The 17919-nt window shown below is 55.1% G+C and carries 22 protein-coding genes and 1 tRNA gene; 9 read left to right on the top strand and 14 right to left on the bottom strand.

Translation table 11 applies throughout. The features are described 5' to 3' along the window. Nucleotides 1-21 precede the first annotated feature (21 nt). From WC7_RS05585 to WC7_RS05605, 6 genes are all read left to right on the top strand, one after another. A complete protein-coding gene (locus WC7_RS05585) occupies nucleotides 22-261 on the top strand; it encodes a DUF905 domain-containing protein (protein WP_000194654.1) in 240 nt (79 codons plus the stop codon). A 97-nt stretch (nucleotides 262-358) separates the two neighbouring features. Then, nucleotides 359-817 carry an antirestriction protein gene (locus WC7_RS05590; protein ID WP_000211838.1) on the top strand — a complete coding sequence of 153 codons (459 nt, stop codon included), beginning with the start codon at nucleotides 359-361 and terminating at the stop codon, nucleotides 815-817. A 15-nt stretch (nucleotides 818-832) separates the two neighbouring features. Next, nucleotides 833-1309: a JAB domain-containing protein gene (locus tag WC7_RS05595; RefSeq protein ID WP_000811693.1), complete on the top strand. Its 477-nt coding sequence runs from the start codon at nucleotides 833-835 to the stop codon at nucleotides 1307-1309. A gap of 8 nt (nucleotides 1310-1317) precedes the next feature. Next, nucleotides 1318-1539, top strand: coding sequence for a DUF987 domain-containing protein (locus WC7_RS25970; protein WP_001548171.1), 222 nt, complete (start codon nucleotides 1318-1320; stop codon nucleotides 1537-1539). Nucleotides 1540-1558: 19 nt separating this feature from the next. Then, nucleotides 1559-1876, top strand: a complete 318-nt coding sequence (locus WC7_RS05600) for a type IV toxin-antitoxin system YeeU family antitoxin (RefSeq protein WP_006812013.1) — start codon at nucleotides 1559-1561, stop codon at nucleotides 1874-1876. A gap of 20 nt (nucleotides 1877-1896) precedes the next feature. Continuing rightward, nucleotides 1897-2238, top strand: a complete 342-nt coding sequence (locus tag WC7_RS05605; RefSeq protein WP_006812012.1) for a TA system toxin CbtA family protein — start codon at nucleotides 1897-1899, stop codon at nucleotides 2236-2238. Between the two features lie 161 nt (nucleotides 2239-2399). On the opposite strand, the gene WC7_RS05610 is transcribed toward WC7_RS05605, so the two are convergent. Then, a tRNA-Ile gene (locus WC7_RS05610) sits at nucleotides 2400-2475 on the bottom strand. 125 nt (nucleotides 2476-2600) lie between these two features. Between WC7_RS05610 and mug the strand changes: the two genes are divergently transcribed. Further along, nucleotides 2601-3107 (top strand): G/U mismatch-specific DNA glycosylase, encoded by a 507-nt coding sequence (gene mug / locus WC7_RS05615; protein WP_016154550.1) that lies wholly within the window; start codon nucleotides 2601-2603, stop codon nucleotides 3105-3107. Between the two features lie 45 nt (nucleotides 3108-3152). Here mug and rpoD read toward each other — a convergent pair whose 3' ends face one another. From rpoD to rpsU, 3 genes are all read right to left on the bottom strand, one after another. Continuing rightward, a complete protein-coding gene (rpoD, locus tag WC7_RS05620) occupies nucleotides 3153-4997 on the bottom strand; it encodes an RNA polymerase sigma factor RpoD (protein WP_016154549.1) in 1845 nt (614 codons plus the stop codon). Between the two features lie 164 nt (nucleotides 4998-5161). Beyond that, nucleotides 5162-6907: a DNA primase gene (dnaG, locus tag WC7_RS05625; protein WP_003828467.1), complete on the bottom strand. Its 1746-nt coding sequence runs from the start codon at nucleotides 6905-6907 to the stop codon at nucleotides 5162-5164. 240 nt (nucleotides 6908-7147) lie between these two features. Then, nucleotides 7148-7363, bottom strand: coding sequence for a 30S ribosomal protein S21 (gene rpsU, locus WC7_RS05630; protein WP_001144069.1), 216 nt, complete (start codon nucleotides 7361-7363; stop codon nucleotides 7148-7150). A 235-nt stretch (nucleotides 7364-7598) separates the two neighbouring features. On the opposite strand from rpsU, the gene tsaD reads away from it, so the two are divergent. Next, complete coding sequence (gene tsaD, locus WC7_RS05635) at nucleotides 7599-8612, top strand: tRNA (adenosine(37)-N6)-threonylcarbamoyltransferase complex transferase subunit TsaD (protein ID WP_016154548.1); 1014 nt, start codon at nucleotides 7599-7601, stop codon at nucleotides 8610-8612. 48 nt (nucleotides 8613-8660) lie between these two features. On the opposite strand, the gene ureG is transcribed toward tsaD, so the two are convergent. The 10 genes from ureG to ttdA form a co-directional block, all read right to left on the bottom strand. Then, nucleotides 8661-9278, bottom strand: a complete 618-nt coding sequence (ureG, locus tag WC7_RS05640) for an urease accessory protein UreG (RefSeq protein ID WP_016154547.1) — start codon at nucleotides 9276-9278, stop codon at nucleotides 8661-8663. 9 nt (nucleotides 9279-9287) lie between these two features. Further along, nucleotides 9288-9959: an urease accessory protein UreF gene (locus WC7_RS05645; RefSeq protein WP_016154546.1), complete on the bottom strand. Its 672-nt coding sequence runs from the start codon at nucleotides 9957-9959 to the stop codon at nucleotides 9288-9290. Beyond that, nucleotides 9959-10417, bottom strand: a complete 459-nt coding sequence (gene ureE, locus WC7_RS05650) for an urease accessory protein UreE (RefSeq protein WP_016154545.1) — start codon at nucleotides 10415-10417, stop codon at nucleotides 9959-9961. Before ureE ends, WC7_RS05645 begins: the two co-directional genes overlap by 1 nt. Before the next feature lie 9 nt (nucleotides 10418-10426). After that, nucleotides 10427-12130, bottom strand: a complete 1704-nt coding sequence (gene ureC / locus WC7_RS05655) for an urease subunit alpha (RefSeq protein ID WP_016154544.1) — start codon at nucleotides 12128-12130, stop codon at nucleotides 10427-10429. Beyond that, nucleotides 12123-12443 (bottom strand): urease subunit beta, encoded by a 321-nt coding sequence (locus tag WC7_RS05660; protein WP_016154543.1) that lies wholly within the window; start codon nucleotides 12441-12443, stop codon nucleotides 12123-12125. Before WC7_RS05660 ends, ureC begins: the two co-directional genes overlap by 8 nt. 9 nt (nucleotides 12444-12452) lie before the next feature. Then, nucleotides 12453-12755, bottom strand: a complete 303-nt coding sequence (locus WC7_RS05665; RefSeq protein ID WP_016154542.1) for an urease subunit gamma — start codon at nucleotides 12753-12755, stop codon at nucleotides 12453-12455. A 10-nt stretch (nucleotides 12756-12765) separates the two neighbouring features. Continuing rightward, complete coding sequence (locus WC7_RS05670; protein ID WP_196808014.1) at nucleotides 12766-13590, bottom strand: urease accessory protein UreD; 825 nt, start codon at nucleotides 13588-13590, stop codon at nucleotides 12766-12768. 123 nt (nucleotides 13591-13713) lie between these two features. Then, nucleotides 13714-15177 carry an anion permease gene (locus WC7_RS05675; protein ID WP_016154540.1) on the bottom strand — a complete coding sequence of 488 codons (1464 nt, stop codon included), beginning with the start codon at nucleotides 15175-15177 and terminating at the stop codon, nucleotides 13714-13716. Between the two features lie 48 nt (nucleotides 15178-15225). Further along, nucleotides 15226-15831 (bottom strand): L(+)-tartrate dehydratase subunit beta, encoded by a 606-nt coding sequence (gene ttdB / locus WC7_RS05680; protein ID WP_016154539.1) that lies wholly within the window; start codon nucleotides 15829-15831, stop codon nucleotides 15226-15228. Beyond that, nucleotides 15828-16736 carry a L(+)-tartrate dehydratase subunit alpha gene (gene ttdA / locus WC7_RS05685; protein WP_016154538.1) on the bottom strand — a complete coding sequence of 303 codons (909 nt, stop codon included), beginning with the start codon at nucleotides 16734-16736 and terminating at the stop codon, nucleotides 15828-15830. The genes ttdB and ttdA overlap by 4 nt, the downstream gene beginning before the upstream one ends. Before the next feature lie 212 nt (nucleotides 16737-16948). Between ttdA and WC7_RS05690 the strand changes: the two genes are divergently transcribed. Further along, the gene (locus WC7_RS05690; protein ID WP_016154537.1) at nucleotides 16949-17890 is read left to right on the top strand and encodes an L-tartrate utilization transcriptional activator TtdR; all 942 of its coding nucleotides are present in this window, start codon (nucleotides 16949-16951) and stop codon (nucleotides 17888-17890) included. Nucleotides 17891-17919 lie beyond the last annotated feature (29 nt).

The following is a 17919-nucleotide window of genomic DNA, read 5'->3' as shown; positions in this document are numbered from 1 at the left end:
TCTTTTATCAGGAGCCCGAAAATGACCCAATCCGTGTTGCTGCCACCGGGGCCTTTCACCCGGAGACAAGCGCAAGCGGTCACTACCACGTACAGCAATATCACACTCGAAGACGACCAGGGCAGTCACTTCCGTCTGGTGGTTCGTGATACTGAAGGCCGGATGGTCTGGCGGGCATGGAACTTTGAGCCGGATGCCGGTGAAGGTCTTAACCGCTATATCCGCACCTCAGGCATCCGTACAGACACGGCCACCCGCTGATCGCGAAGCATTTACCCGCATTCACCTCCCCGAACACACTTTATATCCCCATACGCCAGCCATCGCCGCTGGCGTTTTTATTGACGGAGACATACCCATGACAACACAGACGCAGCACGACCTCGCACCCGCTAACCAACCCGAATTTGAACTGACCGTCACGCCGGTCCCCGATGAACAGCGTATCGATTTCTGGCCACAGTACTTTGGCGCTATCCCGCAGTGGCTACTCCTGGAGCCGCATATCTTCGCCTGGATGGACCGCTTCTGTGAGGGCTACAGCGGTGGTATCTGGTCGTTCTACACCCTCAGCAATGGCGGCGCATTTATGTCCCCCGAGCCTGACAACGATGAGACATGGCGTCTGTTTAACTGCCTGAACGGTAACGATGCCCAAATGAGTGCAGAAGCAGCAGGTATTGCTGTCTGCCTGATTGCGTATAGCCACCATGCCTGCCGTACAGAATGTGACGCGATGACCGCACACTATTACCGCCTGCGGGAGTATGCCATGCAACATCCAGAGGCTCACGCCATTCTGCGTATTATCGACTGACCGAAGGAGCAACAGATGAAACAGCTTTCCTTTTTACCCGGCGAGATGACGCCACAGGACCGGCGTCTCATTCAGCGGGCGCTCAGGGCTCTGGACCGCCACCTGCATGAGCCCGGCGTAGCCTTCACCTCTACCCACGCCGTACGTGAATGGCTGCGACTGCATATGGCCGCGCTTGAGCGGGAAGAGTTCCGGGTGTTGTATCTGGACAACCAGAATCAGTTGATTGCCCATGAAACGCTCTTCACCGGCACGATTAACCGCACCGAGGTGCATCCCCGGGAGGTGGTCAAACGTGCTCTGCACTTCAACGCGGCGGCGGTGATACTCGCGCATAACCATCCTTCCGGCGAGACGACACCTAGCCAGGCCGACAAAACCCTCACGCAGCGACTGGTTCAGGTGCTTCAGCTGGTGGATATCCGCGTCCCTGACCACCTGATTGTCGGTGGCAGGCAAATCTATTCGTTCGCAGAACACGGTCTGTTGTGAGGTATGACATGAAAATTATCAGTAAACGCCGGGCAATGACGATATACCGCCAGCATCCTGAGTCCCGGATCTTTCGCTACTGCAGTGGAAAATATCAGTGGCACGGTAGCGTCTGCCATTACACCGGCAGGGATGTGCCGGATATCACAGGAGTCCTCGCGGTATACGCCGAACGCCGCCAGGACCGTAACGGGCCTTATGCCTGCCTAATGAGTATTACCCTGAACTGACAATAAAAGGAGAGCCGCCATGACCCACATCAACTGGGGCCTGCAGCGGGCTATCACGCCGCGCCTGGGAGCCCGTCTGGTGCAGGAGGGTAACCGACTGCACTATCTGGCTGACAGGGCCAGCATCACCGGCAGGTTCAGTGACACCGAATGCCGGAAGCTGGATGAAACATGCCCGCACTTTATCCGCCAGATGGAGTCGATGCTAACCACCGGTGAACTCAGTCCCCAACACGCCCACTGCGTCACCCTGTACCACAACGGTTTCACCTGCGAAGCCGATACTCTTGGCAGTTGCGGCTACGTATACATCGCCATTTACCCCACTCAGAGTTAATTACCTTCACGAGAGTAAACATGAAAACTTTACCTGCAACAACTCAGCGGGCGGCGAAGCCCTGCCTAGCACCCGTGGCTGTCTGGCAAATGCTACTGACCCGCCTGCTGAAACAGCACTATGGTCTCACCCTCAACGACACACCGTTCAGTGAGGAACGTGTTATACAGGAACATATCGATGCCGGAATCACGCTGGCTGATGCCGTGAATTTTCTGGTGGAAAAATACGAACTGGTGCGTATCGACAGGAAGGGATTTAACTGGCAGGAACAATCCCCTTATCTCCGGGCTGTAGACATTCTGCGAGCACGGCAGGCAACTGGCTTGTTGCGGCAAAGCCGTAAAAATTCGGTACGGTGAATATTACAGGCAGTGCTACTGGCTTTCATCACTATCCGGGGATGCTGGCAGCGAGATGAAGAGGGCAGGGTAGCAATTCCTTACCTGACCCATTACCTGACCCAAATTGCATCCAAAGAAAAAGGAGTTAGACGATTTCTCATCTAACTCCTTGTTTTATCTGGTGGCCCCTGTTGGGTTTGAACCAACGACCAAGCGATTATGAGTCGCCTGCTCTAACCACTGAGCTAAGGGGCCGTGGCGGTGGATTATAAAGTAACTCCGCGTTGCAATCCAGACATAAGCGTACGGATGCTGTTTTTATAAACAATGTATTTTCAGTCCGTTATACTTGTTCCTCTGATGTATTGATGGGAGTAATTATGGTTAAGGACATACTGGCGCTGGGGCTGCGGGTGGTGTTTTGCGGCATCAATCCGGGGTTGTCTTCCGCAGGTACAGGATTCCCCTTTGCACATCCCGCTAATCGCTTCTGGAAGGTCATCCATCAGGCGGGATTTACCGATCGCCAGCTCAAACCCGAAGAGGCACAACACTTGCTGGACTTCCGTTGCGGGGTGACTAAATTTGTCGACAGACCGACGGTGCAAGCCAATGAAGTGAAGCTACAGGAGATGCGCAACGGCGGTCGTAAGCTCATTGAGAAAATAGAAGAGTATCAGCCCGCCGCACTCGCAATCCTTGGGAAGCAGGCATTTGAGCAGGGCCTCAGCCAGCGTGGGGCGCAGTGGGGAAAACAAACGCTGACTATTGGCGCGACGCAAATATGGGTTTTGCCGAATCCCAGCGGGTTAAGTCGGATTACGCTGGATAAACTGGTGGAGGCGTATCGGGAAGTGAATGACGCCCTGGCCAGGCGGGGACTATAAAGAAAAACGCCACCTTGCGGTGGCGTTTATGCTTATGCGGCGAGATTAATCGTCGAGGAAGCTACGCAGCACTTCAGAGCGGCTCGGGTGGCGCAGTTTACGCAGCGCTTTCGCTTCGATCTGACGGATACGTTCGCGGGTAACGTCGAACTGTTTACCGACTTCTTCCAGCGTGTGGTCGGTGTTCATATCGATACCGAAACGCATACGCAGAACTTTCGCTTCACGGGCGGTCAGGCCAGCCAGAACGTCGTGCGTTGCGGCACGCAGGCTCTCGGTGGTAGCAGAATCCAGCGGCAGCTCGAGGGTGGTATCCTCGATGAAATCACCCAGATGCGAATCTTCATCGTCGCCGATCGGCGTTTCCATGGAGATAGGCTCTTTAGCGATCTTCAGCACTTTACGGATCTTGTCTTCCGGCATCAGCATGCGTTCAGCCAGCTCTTCCGGCGTCGGCTCGCGGCCCATCTCTTGCAGCATCTGACGGGAGATACGGTTGAGCTTGTTGATGGTCTCAATCATATGTACCGGGATACGGATGGTACGTGCCTGATCCGCGATCGAGCGGGTGATCGCCTGACGGATCCACCAGGTTGCATAGGTAGAGAACTTGTAACCACGACGGTATTCAAACTTATCAACCGCTTTCATCAGACCGATGTTACCTTCCTGAATCAAATCCAGGAACTGCAGACCACGGTTGGTGTATTTCTTGGCGATAGAGATAACCAGACGTAAGTTCGCTTCAACCATCTCTTTTTTCGCACGGCGGGCTTTCGCTTCACCGATGGACATGCGACGGTTGATGTCTTTAACCTGCTCGATGGTCAGGCCGGTTTCTTCTTCAATCTGCTGCAGTTTCTGCAGTCCGCGGTGAACGTCATCTGCCACGTCGTGCAGTTTTTCTGACCACGGTTTGTTCATCGCGATTGCCGCGTTGAACCAGGTTTCGCTGGTTTCGTTGCCAGTGAACAGGGTGATGAAGTTTTTCTTCGGCATTTTGCACTGCTCAACGCAGAGCTTCATGATCAGACGTTCCTGAGTACGCACGCGGTCCATCATGACGCGCATGCTGTTTACCAGGTAGTCGAACTGCTTCGGCACCAGGCGGAACTGTTTGAACACTTCAGACAGCTTCTGAATTTCTTCCTGCGCGGCAGCATGGCTGCGGCCTTTCGCTTTGATGGTGTCGCGAGTGATTTCGTACTGAGTACGCAGTTCACCGAATTTTTCACGCGCTAATTCAGGGTCGATGCTGTTGTCGTCATCGCTGCTGTCGTCGTCATCTTCTTCATCTTCGTCTGCATCGTCATCCATCTCTTCCTGAGAGAGCTCAGAACCGACGTGTGTCGCCGTTGGCGCCATGTCTTCTTCCGCGTTCGGATCGACAAAGCCGGTGATCAGATCGGAAAGACGCGCTTCTTCAGCTTCTACACGATCGTATTGCTCAAGCAAGTAGGTGATGGCTTCCGGGTATTCGGCAACGGAGCATTGAACCTGGTTAATCCCGTCTTCGATGCGTTTAGCGATGTCGATTTCGCCTTCACGGGTTAACAGTTCAACGGTACCCATTTCACGCATGTACATGCGGACCGGGTCAGTTGTACGGCCGATTTCGGACTCAACGCTGGACAGAACCTGGGCAGCCGCTTCTTCCGCGTCTTCATCGGTGCTGTTGGAGGTTTCAGCAAGCAGCAGATCATCGGCATCAGGTGCTTCTTCCATCACCTGAATACCCATGTCATTGATCATTTGGATGATGTCTTCGATTTGATCTGAATCGACGATATCTTCCGGCAGATGGTCATTGACCTCGGCATAGGTCAGATAGCCTTGCTCCTTACCACGTTGGACAAGTAGCTTCAGCTGTGACTGCGGGTTTTGCTCCATAAGACGGTATCCACACTTAATTCGTTTGATTGGTGTTGGGCGGTAAAACCGCCAACGGCAAAACGAGGGCATACTTATATTTTGCCGCTGCCTCTCCGTGCGGCTGTCGGGGGCTTCCCGAGCGATATTCGGCAGTTAAGCCGTTAAATACTTTTGTCTTTCTGTTATTTCTTGGCCAGTTCCTGGTTCAGCGTCCAGAGTTCCCGGCGTTCTTCGCTGCTTAAACCGTGTGTGCGCTCACGAGCTATCAACTCTTCCTGGCGCAGCTCAAGCATCGAATCAAACATATGGTTGAGTGAGTCGGTGAAGGTTTTTTCTGCGATATCTTTATCTGCTATATCGTCCCACATCGACAGTTTTTCAAGGGTCGCAGCATCATTTGTGCCACGATAGTGTTCTAAAAGTTGTCCGGTGGTCAGACCTGGCTGAGCCAGACAAGTGTTGACCAGTTCTCTGAATAAGCCAAGTCCAGGCAGCTTATTGCTATCCAGTGCGCCTAACGGCGGAACCAGCGGGGCGAGACCCGGGTTCTGTACCAGCAACCCTATAAGTATACGCATGGTCGTACGTTTTAGCTGTGGAACAGGGCGGGAAGCCCCATTTTCTGCCAGTTTTGGCATTAAACGTTCAAGCTGACTGTCATCCAGAATGCCGAGCTTGTTTCCCAACTCCTGTCGCAGATAAATGCGTAACGTTTCGCCTGGTACCTGAGTAATCAGCGGTAATGCCAGCGTGCTGAGCTGTGCGCGTCCGTCCGGGGTACTCAAATCCACCTGCGGCAACAGGCTGTTAAATAAAAACGCGGAGAGCGGCAGCGCCTGCTCCATCCGGGCTTCAAAGGCCTCTTTCCCTTCTTTACGCACCAGCGTATCGGGGTCTTCGCCGTCAGGTAAAAACATAAAGCGTAGCTGGCGTCCGTCTGTCATATAGGGCAGTGCGGTTTCCAGCGCGCGCCATGCTGCGTCGCGTCCGGCACGGTCACCGTCGTAACAGCAAATTACGTTGTTCGTCGCGCGGAACAACAACTGGATGTGATCGGCGGTGGTTGACGTCCCAAGGGATGCCACAGCGTAGTTAATGCCGTATTGCGCCAGCGCCACCACATCCATATAGCCTTCTACCACTAACAGGCGCTGCGGATCGGCGTTATCCTGCTGGGCTTCATAAAGGCCATACAGCTGGCGACCTTTATGGAAAATATCGGTTTCCGGGGAGTTGAGATACTTCGGCAGGGCATCGCCCAGCACGCGTCCACCAAAACCAATGACTCGACCACGTTTGTCGCGGATGGGGAACATCACCCGTTCGCGGAAGCGATCGTAACTGCGTCCCTGATCGTTGGTGACCAACATTCCCGCATCGACCAGCGATTTACGATTCTCAGCATTGCCGCCAAACCGTTTCAGGACGTTGTCCCAGCCGGGGGGCGCAAAACCAATAGCAAAACGGGTGATCACGTCGCTACTTAATCCTCGCTTTTCCAGGTACTGGCGCGCGGGGGTAGCGGCGGGTTGCATCAAAGACTGTTGATAAAAAGTGTTCAGGCCGTCCATCAATTGATAAAGGCTTTGCCGTTGATGGCGCTCTATCTGACTAGGGCCACTGCCTGCTTCATAGGGCACTTCAAGGTTGTGCATTGCGGCCAGTTCTTCGACGGTTTCCACAAACTCGAGCTTGTCGTAGTTCATGAGAAAGTCGACGGCGTTGCCATGTGCGCCACACCCAAAGCAGTGATAAAACTGTTTCTCACCGTTTACGGTGAAAGAGGGGGTTTTTTCGTTATGGAACGGACAGCACGCGTGATAATTTTTGCCCTGCTTCTTCAGCTTTACCCGCGCGTCGATGAGATCGACAATGTCGGTTCTTGCCAGCAGGTCATTTATAAATACGCGTGGAATTCGTCCAGCCATATGCCCCGTTTATTTTTTTATGACTTATATACACAAAATCATTCAAGATGCTTCAAGACGGCAAGGGAGCGAATCCTCAGGAGCGTACATCAGTACGTGACTGGAGGGAACGACTGCAGCCAACGCAGAGGCAGCTTGAATGATGACGCGTATAAACGAAAACAAGCCGCGCATTCCTTCCGGAAGCACGGCCTTACAACTACAACTCTGTCTGAATTGAGAGCCTTGGCTCTCAATGGATTAGTACAGACGAGTACGGCGTGCGTTTTCGCGAGCCAGTTTCTTCGCGTGACGTTTCACAGCAGAAGCTTTAGCGCGCTTACGTTCAGTAGTCGGTTTTTCATAGAACTCACGACGACGAACTTCCGCCAGAACACCTGCTTTTTCGCATGAACGCTTGAAGCGACGCAGTGCTACGTCGAACGGCTCGTTTTCACGTACTTTAATTACCGGCATGTAACTCTCACCTTTATAAATTCGGTTTGCCGCTGGCATCAACGCCAGCTTATTTCAAAATGGTGCGGAATTTTACTGCAATTGCTGCTGCTTTGTAAAGCACCGACGCGATTTTGAAAGGGACTTTTATAAGGATAAGGAGTATACACGAGCGGAACTCCTGGGGCGAACAAAGTTTTACATCAACCCGCATTGGTCCTACACTGCGCGGTAATAGAGCGAGGTAAAACAAGTCATGCGTGTACTGGGTATTGAAACATCCTGCGATGAAACCGGCATCGCCATTTACGACGATGAAAAAGGTCTTTTAGCCAACCAATTGTATAGTCAGGTGAAATTACACGCTGACTACGGCGGCGTAGTGCCAGAACTGGCCTCGCGCGATCACGTACGTAAAGCCGTACCGCTGATCCAGGCCGCGCTGAAAGAAGCGGGACTGACGGCAAAAGAGATTGATGCGGTGGCGTATACCGCAGGTCCTGGTCTGGTTGGCGCGCTGCTGGTCGGCGCAACCGTAGGACGTTCGCTGGCGTTCGCCTGGGGCGTACCGGCAATTCCTGTGCACCATATGGAAGGGCATCTGCTGGCGCCGATGCTGGAAGATAATCCCCCTGCTTTCCCGTTCGTTGCGCTGCTGGTTTCCGGCGGTCACACGCAGCTGATTAGCGTCACCGGTATTGGGCAGTATGAATTACTGGGTGAATCGATAGATGATGCCGCTGGTGAAGCCTTCGATAAAACGGCCAAGCTGCTGGGGCTGGATTATCCTGGCGGCCCAATGTTGTCAAAGCTTGCATCGCAAGGCGTTGAAAAACGCTTTGTCTTCCCGCGCCCGATGACCGACCGTCCGGGTCTGGATTTCAGCTTCTCCGGCCTGAAAACCTTCGCCGCGAATACCATTCGTAATAATGAAAGTGACGATCAGACGCGTGCAGATATCGCCCGTGCATTTGAAGATGCTGTGGTTGATACGCTGATGATCAAGTGTAAACGCGCGCTGGATCAAACCGGTTTTAAACGTCTGGTGATGGCGGGGGGCGTGAGCGCTAACCGTACGCTGCGTGCAAAACTGGCCGAGATGATGCAAAAGCGTCGTGGCGAAGTGTTTTACGCGCGTCCGGAATTTTGCACCGATAATGGGGCGATGATCGCCTACGCGGGCATGGTGCGTTTTAAAGCGGGTGCAACGGCGGATCTTGGCGTGACCGTGCGTCCTCGCTGGCCGCTGGCGGAATTACCGGCGGCATAAGCACATAATATTGTAGGCCCGGTAAGCGTAGCGCCACCGGGCAATACTCTACTCCCGCAGCATCCCTTTCTCTTCCAGAAACGCGATAATTTTTTCCAGACCCTCTCCGGATTTTAAATTACTAAACGTCCACGGACGCTCGCCGCGCATGCGTAGGGTATCGCGCTCCATCACCTCCAGCGAGGCGCCCACGTAAGGGGCCAGATCGGTTTTATTGATCACCAGAAAATCAGATTTGGTGATCCCCGGGCCACCCTTACGCGGGATCTTCTCACCTTCGGCAACGTCGATCACATAGATCGTCAGATCCGCTAATTCCGGGCTGAAGGTGGCGCTCAGGTTATCGCCGCCGCTTTCCACAAAAATCAGATCCAGATTGCCGAATTTCTCGCTCAGCGCCTCTACGGCGGCCAGATTCATCGACGCATCTTCACGGATAGCAGTGTGCGGGCAACCGCCGGTTTCCACGCCGACGATCCTGTCTGGCTCCAGTGCGCCTGCTTCGGTGAGAATGCGCTGATCTTCTTTGGTATAGATATCGTTGGTTACCACCGCCAGTTGATAGCTGCTGCGCATGGATTTGCATAACGCTTCCAGCAGCGCCGTTTTGCCGGAGCCAACCGGGCCGCCAACGCCCACGCGCAGGGGATGCTTGTTGTTACTCATTTTTTCTCCTCAGGAGCGGAATAATCGGGAATATTGGGTTTCATGCCGGGCAGATGCGATGGCCGCCAACGGCGTTGCTGAGCCGAGGCTGGCGTCAGGACACGCCAGCGCCTGTGCCAGACCTTGTGCATACCGGTTGCAGAGCGCAATGATCAAACGCTGGGCCGCCTGCTGCCCAAAAGGGACCAGTTTGACGCCAGCCATCACTGCGCTCTCAATCCAGCTGTAGCCGAGGCTTAACGCCAGCTCGGTCAGGGGGATTTTCCAGCGCACGCCCAGCCAGGCCATACCGCAGAGTTGGCTGTCGACAAAGAGCGCGCGCCACTCCCGCGAGCAATCTGCTTCCCAGTCGGTGACCAGCCGCGTAAACGCCGCGCCCCGACTGCGTTCTTCATCCCGTAGTTCGCGGGTTTCCCGACAGGCCAACAGGTAAGCGCTCCAGCGGCGTGCTGCAGCGAGATCGTCCTGCTCGCAGGCGCGATACAGTCTCGCCAGTAGCGGTAGGTCGACGGTAAAGAAGTTCTGCTCCATCTGCTGGATTTGCCAGTCAGAGAAGTCATCGGCGCTTTTCACCCAGCCGATTTCAACCGCCCACTCCAGACCCTGGGACCAGGTAAACGACCCCACCGGGAGAGCGCTGCTGGCGAGCTGCATCAGACGCAGCTGTTGGATGTTATGCATCAGTGCGCATGGGTGTGATGATGCCCGTGTGATTCACTGGCATAAGCGCCTGCTTCCGGTTCAAACGGTAGTTGAGCGAACGTCACCTCCAGGCTGAACTGGCGCAACATGGCGTCCAGTACATGATCGTGATGGTAGCGCAACTCATCCGGCAGAATTTGCAGCGGAACGTGGCGATTGCCGAGGTGATAACAGGCTTTGGCGAGCAGGAAAGGATCGGCGCAGCGCACCACGGAAACCGACTCCGGCGCGGCGATCACTTCGATAACCTCGCTGCCATCTTCGGTGGTCAGCAGATCACCACTGCGTAACAGCAAACCGCGCGGAAGCATTAGCCCGGCTTCGCGACCGTCGTTCAGCGTCACTCTGGCACGGCTTTTTACTCGAATATCAATGGGTAGCGTGACGCTTGCGGTGACGCGGTGGGCGTGGTCAAGGCGTTGGGTCAGGTAGATCATCGTCACTCCTCAAAACAGGAAATAGCGTTGCGCCATCGGCAAAACGTCTGCCGGTTCGCTGGTGATAAGTTCGCCATCAATGCGCACCTCATAAGTCTGAGCATCGACGGTGATATTGGGTTGCAGGCCGTTGTGGATCATGTCGGCCTTTTTCACCGTCCGACAGCCTTTGACGACGGCGATGGCGCTTTGCAAATTGAGCTGCTGCGGGATGTTTTGCGCGTTAGCGGCCTGCGAAATAAAGGTCAGCCGAGTACGATGCCGCGCCGCGCCAAGTGCACCGAACATCATGCGGTAATGCACCGGCTGCGGGGTGGGGATCGAGGCGTTGATATCGCCCATCGGCGCACAGGCGATCATCCCGCCCTTTACGATCGTCGCTGGTTTTACGCCAAAAAAGGCTGGGGACCACAGCACCAGATCGGCCAGTTTGCCAGGCTCAACGGAGCCAACTTCGTGGGCGATGCCGTGGGTTAGCGCCGGGTTGATAGTGTATTTGGCGACGTAGCGTTTAACGCGCTGGTTGTCGTTGTCTCCTGTTTCTTCTGCCAGCGGACCACGCTGAACCTTCATGCGGTGCGCCACCTGCCAGGTGCGCAGGATCACTTCGCCCACGCGCCCCATCGCCTGTGAATCGGACGAGGTCAGGGAAAACGCGCCAATGTCATGCAGCACATCTTCGGCAGCGATCGTTTCCCGGCGAATGCGTGATTCGGCAAAGGCCACGTCTTCGGCGATATCCGGATCGAGGTGGTGGCAAACCATCAGCATGTCGAGATGCTCGTCGATGGTGTTGACGGTATAGGGCAGCGTCGGGTTAGTGGAGGAGGGCAGAATATTCGGATGCGCGCAGGCGGTGATGATATCTGGCGCATGGCCGCCGCCCGCGCCTTCGGTGTGGAAGGTATGAATGGTGCGATCGCCAATCGCCGCCAGCGTATCTTCAACGAAACCGGACTCATTGAGCGTATCGCTGTGCAGCGCCACCTGGATATCCATCTCCTCTGCCACTTCCAGGGAACAGTTGATGGTGGCTGGCGTGGCGCCCCAATCTTCATGGATTTTCAGGCCAATGGCGCCCGCGGTGATTTGCTCGCGCAGGGCGTCAGGGTTTGAGCCGTTGCCTTTACCCAGCAAACCGATGTTAACCGGCAAGGCGTCTGCCGCCTGCAGCATGCGCGCGATGTACCACGGACCCGGCGTGCAGGTGGTGGCGTTAGTTCCTGCTGCCGGGCCGGTGCCGCCGCCGATCATCGTCGTTACGCCGGAAACCAGCGCCTCCTGTGCCTGCTGTGGACAGATCCAGTGAATATGCGTATCCACGCCGCCCGCGGTGACGATCTTGCCTTCCCCGGCGATAACTTCAGTTCCCACGCCTATCGGGATCGTGACGTCGGGCTGAATATCAGGATTACCCGCTTTGCCGATGGCGAAGATCCTGGCGTCCTTGATGCCGATATCCGCTTTCACGATCCCCCAGTGATCGACGATCAGGGCGTTGGTTATCACCAGATCCACACACGCTTGCGCGCGCATTTGTCCCTGACCCATGCCGTCGCGGATCACTTTCCCGCCGCCGAATTTGACCTCTTCGCCGTAGGTGGTGAAGTCTTTTTCCACCTCAATCCACAGGTCGGTATCCGCCAGACGTACCTTATCGCCGGTGGTTGGGCCAAACATGTCGGCGTACGCCTGCCGTGAAATTTCACTCATCATTTGCCTCCAGTGCGCCCATCACTTCGCTGCGAAAACCCACGATCCTTTGTGCGCCAGCGACGCGCACCAGTTCGACTTCGCGTTTTTGTCCCGGCTCAAAACGTACCGCCGTGCCCGCAGGAATGTTTAGACGAAAGCCGCGTGCAGCCCGCCTGTCAAAGCGCAGCGCCGGGTTCACCTCGGAAAAGTGATAGTGCGATCCCACCTGGATGGGTCTGTCGCCATGATTTTCCACCACGATCGTACAGGTTTCCCGCCCCTGATTGAGCGCGATATTGCCTTTGGCTATCTGATATTCACCTGGGATCATTGCCGCTCCTTAAACGATCGGGTTGTGGACGGTGACCAGCTTTGATCCGTCCGGAAACGTCGCTTCAACCTGAATATCTGGGATCATCTCCGGAACGCCTTCCATCACCTGATCGCGGCGCAGGACGTGACGCCCGTCTTCCATCAGCGAGGCCACGGTTTGACCATCGCGTGCCCCTTCCATGATGAAAGCGCTAATTAGCGCCACCGATTCCGGATAGTTCAGCTTCAGCCCGCGGGCCAGGCGACGTTCTGCCACCAGCGCGGCAGTAAACAGCAACAGCTTGTCTTTTTCTCTGGGGGTCAGTTCCATACGGGGTCTCTTAGGTTTGCCAGATTCGCGGTAGTACGGGCGGTTTGTGTGTCAAAAGCGGGCGCAGAAATTGCCAAATGTCACGCATAACGCGCTGAACAATCAGGTTGTCGTCGGCAAGAAAGCGGATCGTCAGCAGTGAGTCGTTAAGCGTTGTCCCGGCGTAATCGCCAAGCGGCGTCAGCCGCTCGCGCGTGCCTTCCAGCATGTTTTCAGTGGCCGGATAACACAGCAACGTGCCGACCCAGGGATGGTGCGCGACGCCGCTCAGCTCCCCCTTCTGCAACTGCAAGCGCTCTATCAGCAGCGGCTGCCCATTTCGCCACACTTCCAGACGGTTTTGCAGCGAGCCGTGGCTGAAGGACTCCTGCATAACTGGTCGCCCGAGGCACAGCAGATCCCAGGCCAGCAGTCGACTCTCCGACGCGATGTGAAAGACGGACTGGATAGTGGCGTTGGCGCCAGGAAAGAGGATCGTATCCTGGGGGAGCCACTCCAGCGTGGCGTGCGGGGCGAGCGTGAAATGTTGGCGCAGCAACGCCTGCGGCCCACCGCTGCGATAAAACTTTCCCGCGCCGGGCTGGGTGATTAACGCATGACTGTTTTCGTTGAGAGTTACGGCAATGTGTAGTTCATCCCCGCCGACGATCCCCGCGGGTGGATGAAGCAAATAGAGGTGGCAGACGTCCTCTTCCGGGTAAAACGGGCGCTGAACCGTCAATGGACCCTGATGACGCGCCGAGGCGAGCACCGTGTTGTGCCCAGTGCGGGTGAAATGCAGATCCAGTTCGGCCTGCCAGCCCCGTGTGAGTGTCTCGTGCGCAACCGTGTCCAGAGCGTTTCCCTTATCAGCATGAGGGTGTTTGCATACAAAAAAGTATGCCTCAGCGCATCGGGAAATCGATCATATGAGAAGCTTATGGATAAAGGGGCGACAATATGCCGCCCCAATGGGGTTTTACAGTAAAACGAGGGGCATCCAGACCAGACCGGTAATCACCAGTAGCACAAGGAAAATCAGGCCAAAAATAGCACCGAGTCGCCAGTAATCCACCGTCGGCAAATAGCCGCTGCCGTAGTAGATAGGGCTAGGACCGGTGGCATACGGGGTCAGAATGCTGCCGAGACCAATGGCTGCGCCGACCATCAGGCAGAAGACCGGGAGTGGGATTTCCGGCATCGCCAGCGCGGCGGCAATCATCATCGGTGCCAGGGCGGAGGTATACGCCGTGGCGCTGGCAAAGAAGTAGCGCAGCAAATAGAACACCACAATGAGCGCCACCATCACCATCATCGGCGAATAGCCGCTCAACCCGTTTGCCAGCAGCTTGCCGAACCAGGTAATAAAACCGGTGTTATTGAGCCCGGTCGCCAGCGTTATCAGCGAGGCCAGCCAGAAAAAGACGTTCCACGCGGCTTTATTACTGACGATGTCATCCCAGCTAATGATGCGCAGAACCAGCATCAACGCCACTACGCTGTATCCGACCATCGCAGCGTCAATGTAATCGCCGCCGAAGATCCACAGCACCAGTGCGCCGACCATCAGCACCAACATTTTTTTCTCGCGTGCGCAGAGCGGTCCCATTGCTTTTAGCTCTGTATCCGCCCAGCGCGGAACCTGATCACCGGATTTCAGCACCGGTGGATACAACACGTACGCCAGCCAGGGCACAATCAGCACCAGTAAAATACTCAGCGGCAGCATGCCTAAGAACCAGTCGCCCCAGCTCAGCGCCGTGTGGGACGCGCCTTTCATCAGGCCGATTAACAGCAGGTTCGGCGCCATCGCCGTTAAGAAAATGGCGCTGGTGACGCAGTCGGCGACAATGCCCATCCACATAATGTACGAGCCAATGGAGCGAGAACTGGCGCTATTGGGCTGCGAGTTATACAGCGGCGGCAGGTTGCGGATAATCGGGTAGATTATTCCGGCCCCGCGCGCGGAGTTGGATGGCGTGACGGGAGCGAGGATAAGTTCAGAGAACATCACCGCATAGCTGAGAAACAGCGTCCGGTGCCCCATCTTTTTCACCAGCATCAGCGCGATACGTCGACCGAGCCCGGTTTTCTCATAGCCGGTACCAAACATAAAGGCCGCGAAGATAAGCCAGATTACCGAGTTTGAAAAACCTGATACCGCCCATGACAGCGATTTGGCGGTAAATTTAAAACCGTCCTGCGCGAGTTGCTCCGGGCTGAACAGCAGCCACGGTGAAAGGACGGCGATGATCGAAATGCCAATCATCGCTACCACCGCGCCCGGTACAGGTTCCAGAATCAGCCCCACAATCACACCGGTAAAAACGGCAAAATAGAGCCAGGTGTGGCTCTCAAGGCCGTTGGGGACGGGCAGTACAGCAATAATGGCGATGACCACCAGCGGAGCCAGGTATCGCCACCAACCAGCTAAAGGTGCCATTGTTGTATCCCTACGAAAAGGGAGAGGCGCAGCGCCTCTCCGGGAGGGTTATTTGATGTAGTGCACGTGCTCGCAGATTTCATCGACGATAGGATCGCGACGTTCAGCGAACAGCTTTTTGTTTTCGGCGATCAGGTTATTGCCGTGGGTATCGATGGAAACGATCAGCGGGCCGAACTCTTTAACCCGACATACCCACAGGGATTCCGGCATGCCAAGTTCGGTCCAGTGTACCTCTTCGATCTCTTCGACCTGGGTTGCCGCCACGACCGCACAGCCTGCCGGGAAGATTACGTGCAACGCTTTAAACTGCTTGCAGCCTGCTTCCGTTAGCGGTCCCATGCCGCCCTTGCCGACCACCAGTTTGACGCCCGTCTGCTCGATAAAGTCTTTCTCAAACGCTTCCATACGCATGCTGGTGGTTGGGCCAACGGAGACCATCTCCCATTTTTCACCGTTCTTACGTACGATGGGCCCCGCGTGGAAAATGGCTTTGCCGTTCAGGTCATAAGGAATCGGGCGCTTCAGTTCGATCAGGCGGCGGTGACACACGTCACGGCAGGTCACCAGCGTACCGGTCAGGTAGATGACATCGCCAACGCGAATGTCGGCCAGATCTTCGGCTTTGATCGGGGTTGTGAGGATCTTTTTCATAACGCGCTCCGGGTGTGAGACAGGTTTTCGAAGGAGAGGTCTGCATGAACCAACAGCGTGCCGCGACGGTGTGCCCAGCAGCCGGTAGAAACGGCAACGCCGATAGTCGACGGATGGCGTGCGGCGGATTCGATATGCACGCCCATCACCGAGCTATTCCCGGTCAACCCTTGCGGGCCAATGCCCAGACGGTTCAGCCCTTCTTCCAGACGCAGTTCCAGTTCGGCCGCTTTTGGATTCGGATGACGTGATCCGATAGGACGTAGCACCGCTTTACGAGAAAGTACGGCGGCGGTTTCCACGGAGGTGGCAATACCTACGCCCACCAGCACCGGCGGGCAAGCGTTGACTGCTAACGTGGAGATATTTTCGAAGACAAATTTCACCACGCCCTCGTAGCCTTCAGAGGGCATTAACACTTTCGAACGTCCCGGCAGCGTACAACCGCCGCCTGCCATGTAGACTTCGATTTCCGCGTCGTCGTTATCAGGGATGATGTCCCAGGTGACCCACGGCACACCGGTACCGGTATTTTTGCCGGTATTCACTTCGTCAAAAATCTCGACCGCGTTATGGCGCAGCGGCGCTTTTACCGTGGCGTCTTCAACGGCCTGTTTCAGGATGCTTTGCAATTCGCCCAGCAGCGGAAAACGGGAGCCGACCTTCACAAAGAACATAATCTCGCCGGTGTCCTGACAGGCCGGACGGTTCAGGTCGATAGCTTTCTGCATGTTGTCAAACATGGTGTGGTAGATGATTTTACCCATCGGCGAAGTTTCGCCTTCACGCAGCTGTTTTAATTTATCTACGACGTCGTCAGGCATGCGGGTAGAAATCATGGCGGTAAAATCGGCGACAATGTTTGTCAGCGTAGTTATCGCATTTTGGTTATTTTGATTGCTCATCTTGTTAACTCCAGTTCTTTTATTTATCTGGAAATAAATTCTCCGCCACAAACTACCACTAAAAATGTGGGTTTATATTATTTGCCACTGTGAATATCCAATTAACAGATCGTGAATGATGTTCAGATAAGCAATAAAAATTGCGCAAAGGCAGGGTTTAATACGCATGAGGGAATTACACTGCAGTTAACAACTTTACGGATATACCGATCATGCTGAACACGTATCCCCTCGCGAAAGACCTGCAGGTCCTGGTTGAAATTGTTCATAGCGGCAGCTTCAGTGCCGCCGCCGCGGCGCTCGGCCAAACGCCCGCATTTGTGACGAAACGCATTCAGATCCTTGAGTCAACGCTGGGGACGACGCTGCTAAGCCGCTCCGCGCGCGGCGTGACACTCACGGAGAGTGGTCAACGTTGTTATGAACATGCGCAGGCTATTCTTGCGGGCTATCAGCATCTGGTCGATGACGTCACGCAACTCAAAACGCGCCCGGCAGGGATGATTCGTATCGGCTGTAGCTTTGGCTTTGGGCGCAGTTATATTGCACCGGCTATTACCGAACTGATGCATAGCTATCCTGAATTACAGGTGCATTTTGAACTTTATGATCGGCAAATTGATTTGGCGCAGGATAATATCGATTTGGATATTCGTATTAATGACGAGATTCCGGATTATTATATTGCGCATTTGTTAACGAAAAATAGAAGAATATTATGTGCAGCGCCGACGTATTTACAAAAATACGGTGAGCCGACAACGCTGCAGGAATTAAGTCGTCATGATTGCCTGGTCACTAAAGAACGCGATATGACCCACGGGGTGTGGGAGCTGGATAACGGCCAGGAGAAAAAGTCGGTCAAGGTGGCGGGACATCTTTCCTCCAACAGCGGCGAGATTGTGTTGCAGTGGGCGCTACAGGGAAAAGGGATTATGCTGCGTTCCGAATGGGACCTGCAGCCGTTTCTGGCAAGCGGTGAACTGGTGCGCGTGCTGCCGGACTATGCGCAAAGCGCCAATATCTGGGCGGTTTATCAGGAGCCGCTGTATCGCAGCGTGAAGCTTCGGGTGTGCGTGGAGTTTCTGGCGACGTGGTGCCAGCACCGATTAGGCAAACCGGTAGAGGGGTATCACATTCCCCACGCCGGATAAGACGCTGTTGCGTCGCTATCCGACATTAA

This window comes from Citrobacter sp. KTE151 (assembly GCF_000398845.1).
Taxonomy (GTDB): Bacteria; Pseudomonadota; Gammaproteobacteria; order Enterobacterales; family Enterobacteriaceae; genus Citrobacter; species Citrobacter braakii.
This window is presented reverse-complemented; position numbering and strand designations above follow the sequence as displayed.

What these genes read in the sequence shown, in the direction of transcription:
- WC7_RS05675 (WP_016154540.1), bottom strand. Translation starts at nt 15,177, where the DNA reads ATGGCACCTTTAGCTGGTTGGTGGCGATACCTGGCTCCGCTGGTGGTC.
- dnaG (WP_003828467.1), bottom strand. Translation starts at nt 6,907, where the DNA reads ATGGCTGGACGAATTCCACGCGTATTTATAAATGACCTGCTGGCAAGA.
- WC7_RS05645 (WP_016154546.1), bottom strand. Translation starts at nt 9,959, where the DNA reads ATGCATAACATCCAACAGCTGCGTCTGATGCAGCTCGCCAGCAGCGCT.
- rpsU (WP_001144069.1), bottom strand. Translation starts at nt 7,363, where the DNA reads ATGCCGGTAATTAAAGTACGTGAAAACGAGCCGTTCGACGTAGCACTG.
- WC7_RS05590 (WP_000211838.1), top strand. Translation starts at nt 359, where the DNA reads ATGACAACACAGACGCAGCACGACCTCGCACCCGCTAACCAACCCGAA.
- ttdA (WP_016154538.1), bottom strand. Translation starts at nt 16,736, where the DNA reads ATGAGCAATCAAAATAACCAAAATGCGATAACTACGCTGACAAACATT.
- rpoD (WP_016154549.1), bottom strand. Translation starts at nt 4,997, where the DNA reads ATGGAGCAAAACCCGCAGTCACAGCTGAAGCTACTTGTCCAACGTGGT.
- mug (WP_016154550.1), top strand. Translation starts at nt 2,601, where the DNA reads ATGGTTAAGGACATACTGGCGCTGGGGCTGCGGGTGGTGTTTTGCGGC.
- WC7_RS05605 (WP_006812012.1), top strand. Translation starts at nt 1,897, where the DNA reads ATGAAAACTTTACCTGCAACAACTCAGCGGGCGGCGAAGCCCTGCCTA.
- WC7_RS05585 (WP_000194654.1), top strand. Translation starts at nt 22, where the DNA reads ATGACCCAATCCGTGTTGCTGCCACCGGGGCCTTTCACCCGGAGACAA.
- ttdB (WP_016154539.1), bottom strand. Translation starts at nt 15,831, where the DNA reads ATGAAAAAGATCCTCACAACCCCGATCAAAGCCGAAGATCTGGCCGAC.
- ureG (WP_016154547.1), bottom strand. Translation starts at nt 9,278, where the DNA reads ATGAGTAACAACAAGCATCCCCTGCGCGTGGGCGTTGGCGGCCCGGTT.
- WC7_RS05600 (WP_006812013.1), top strand. Translation starts at nt 1,559, where the DNA reads ATGACCCACATCAACTGGGGCCTGCAGCGGGCTATCACGCCGCGCCTG.
- tsaD (WP_016154548.1), top strand. Translation starts at nt 7,599, where the DNA reads ATGCGTGTACTGGGTATTGAAACATCCTGCGATGAAACCGGCATCGCC.
- WC7_RS05665 (WP_016154542.1), bottom strand. Translation starts at nt 12,755, where the DNA reads ATGGAACTGACCCCCAGAGAAAAAGACAAGCTGTTGCTGTTTACTGCC.
- WC7_RS05690 (WP_016154537.1), top strand. Translation starts at nt 16,949, where the DNA reads ATGCTGAACACGTATCCCCTCGCGAAAGACCTGCAGGTCCTGGTTGAA.
- ureC (WP_016154544.1), bottom strand. Translation starts at nt 12,130, where the DNA reads ATGAGTGAAATTTCACGGCAGGCGTACGCCGACATGTTTGGCCCAACC.
- WC7_RS05660 (WP_016154543.1), bottom strand. Translation starts at nt 12,443, where the DNA reads ATGATCCCAGGTGAATATCAGATAGCCAAAGGCAATATCGCGCTCAAT.
- WC7_RS25970 (WP_001548171.1), top strand. Translation starts at nt 1,318, where the DNA reads ATGAAAATTATCAGTAAACGCCGGGCAATGACGATATACCGCCAGCAT.
- ureE (WP_016154545.1), bottom strand. Translation starts at nt 10,417, where the DNA reads ATGATCTACCTGACCCAACGCCTTGACCACGCCCACCGCGTCACCGCA.
- WC7_RS05595 (WP_000811693.1), top strand. Translation starts at nt 833, where the DNA reads ATGAAACAGCTTTCCTTTTTACCCGGCGAGATGACGCCACAGGACCGG.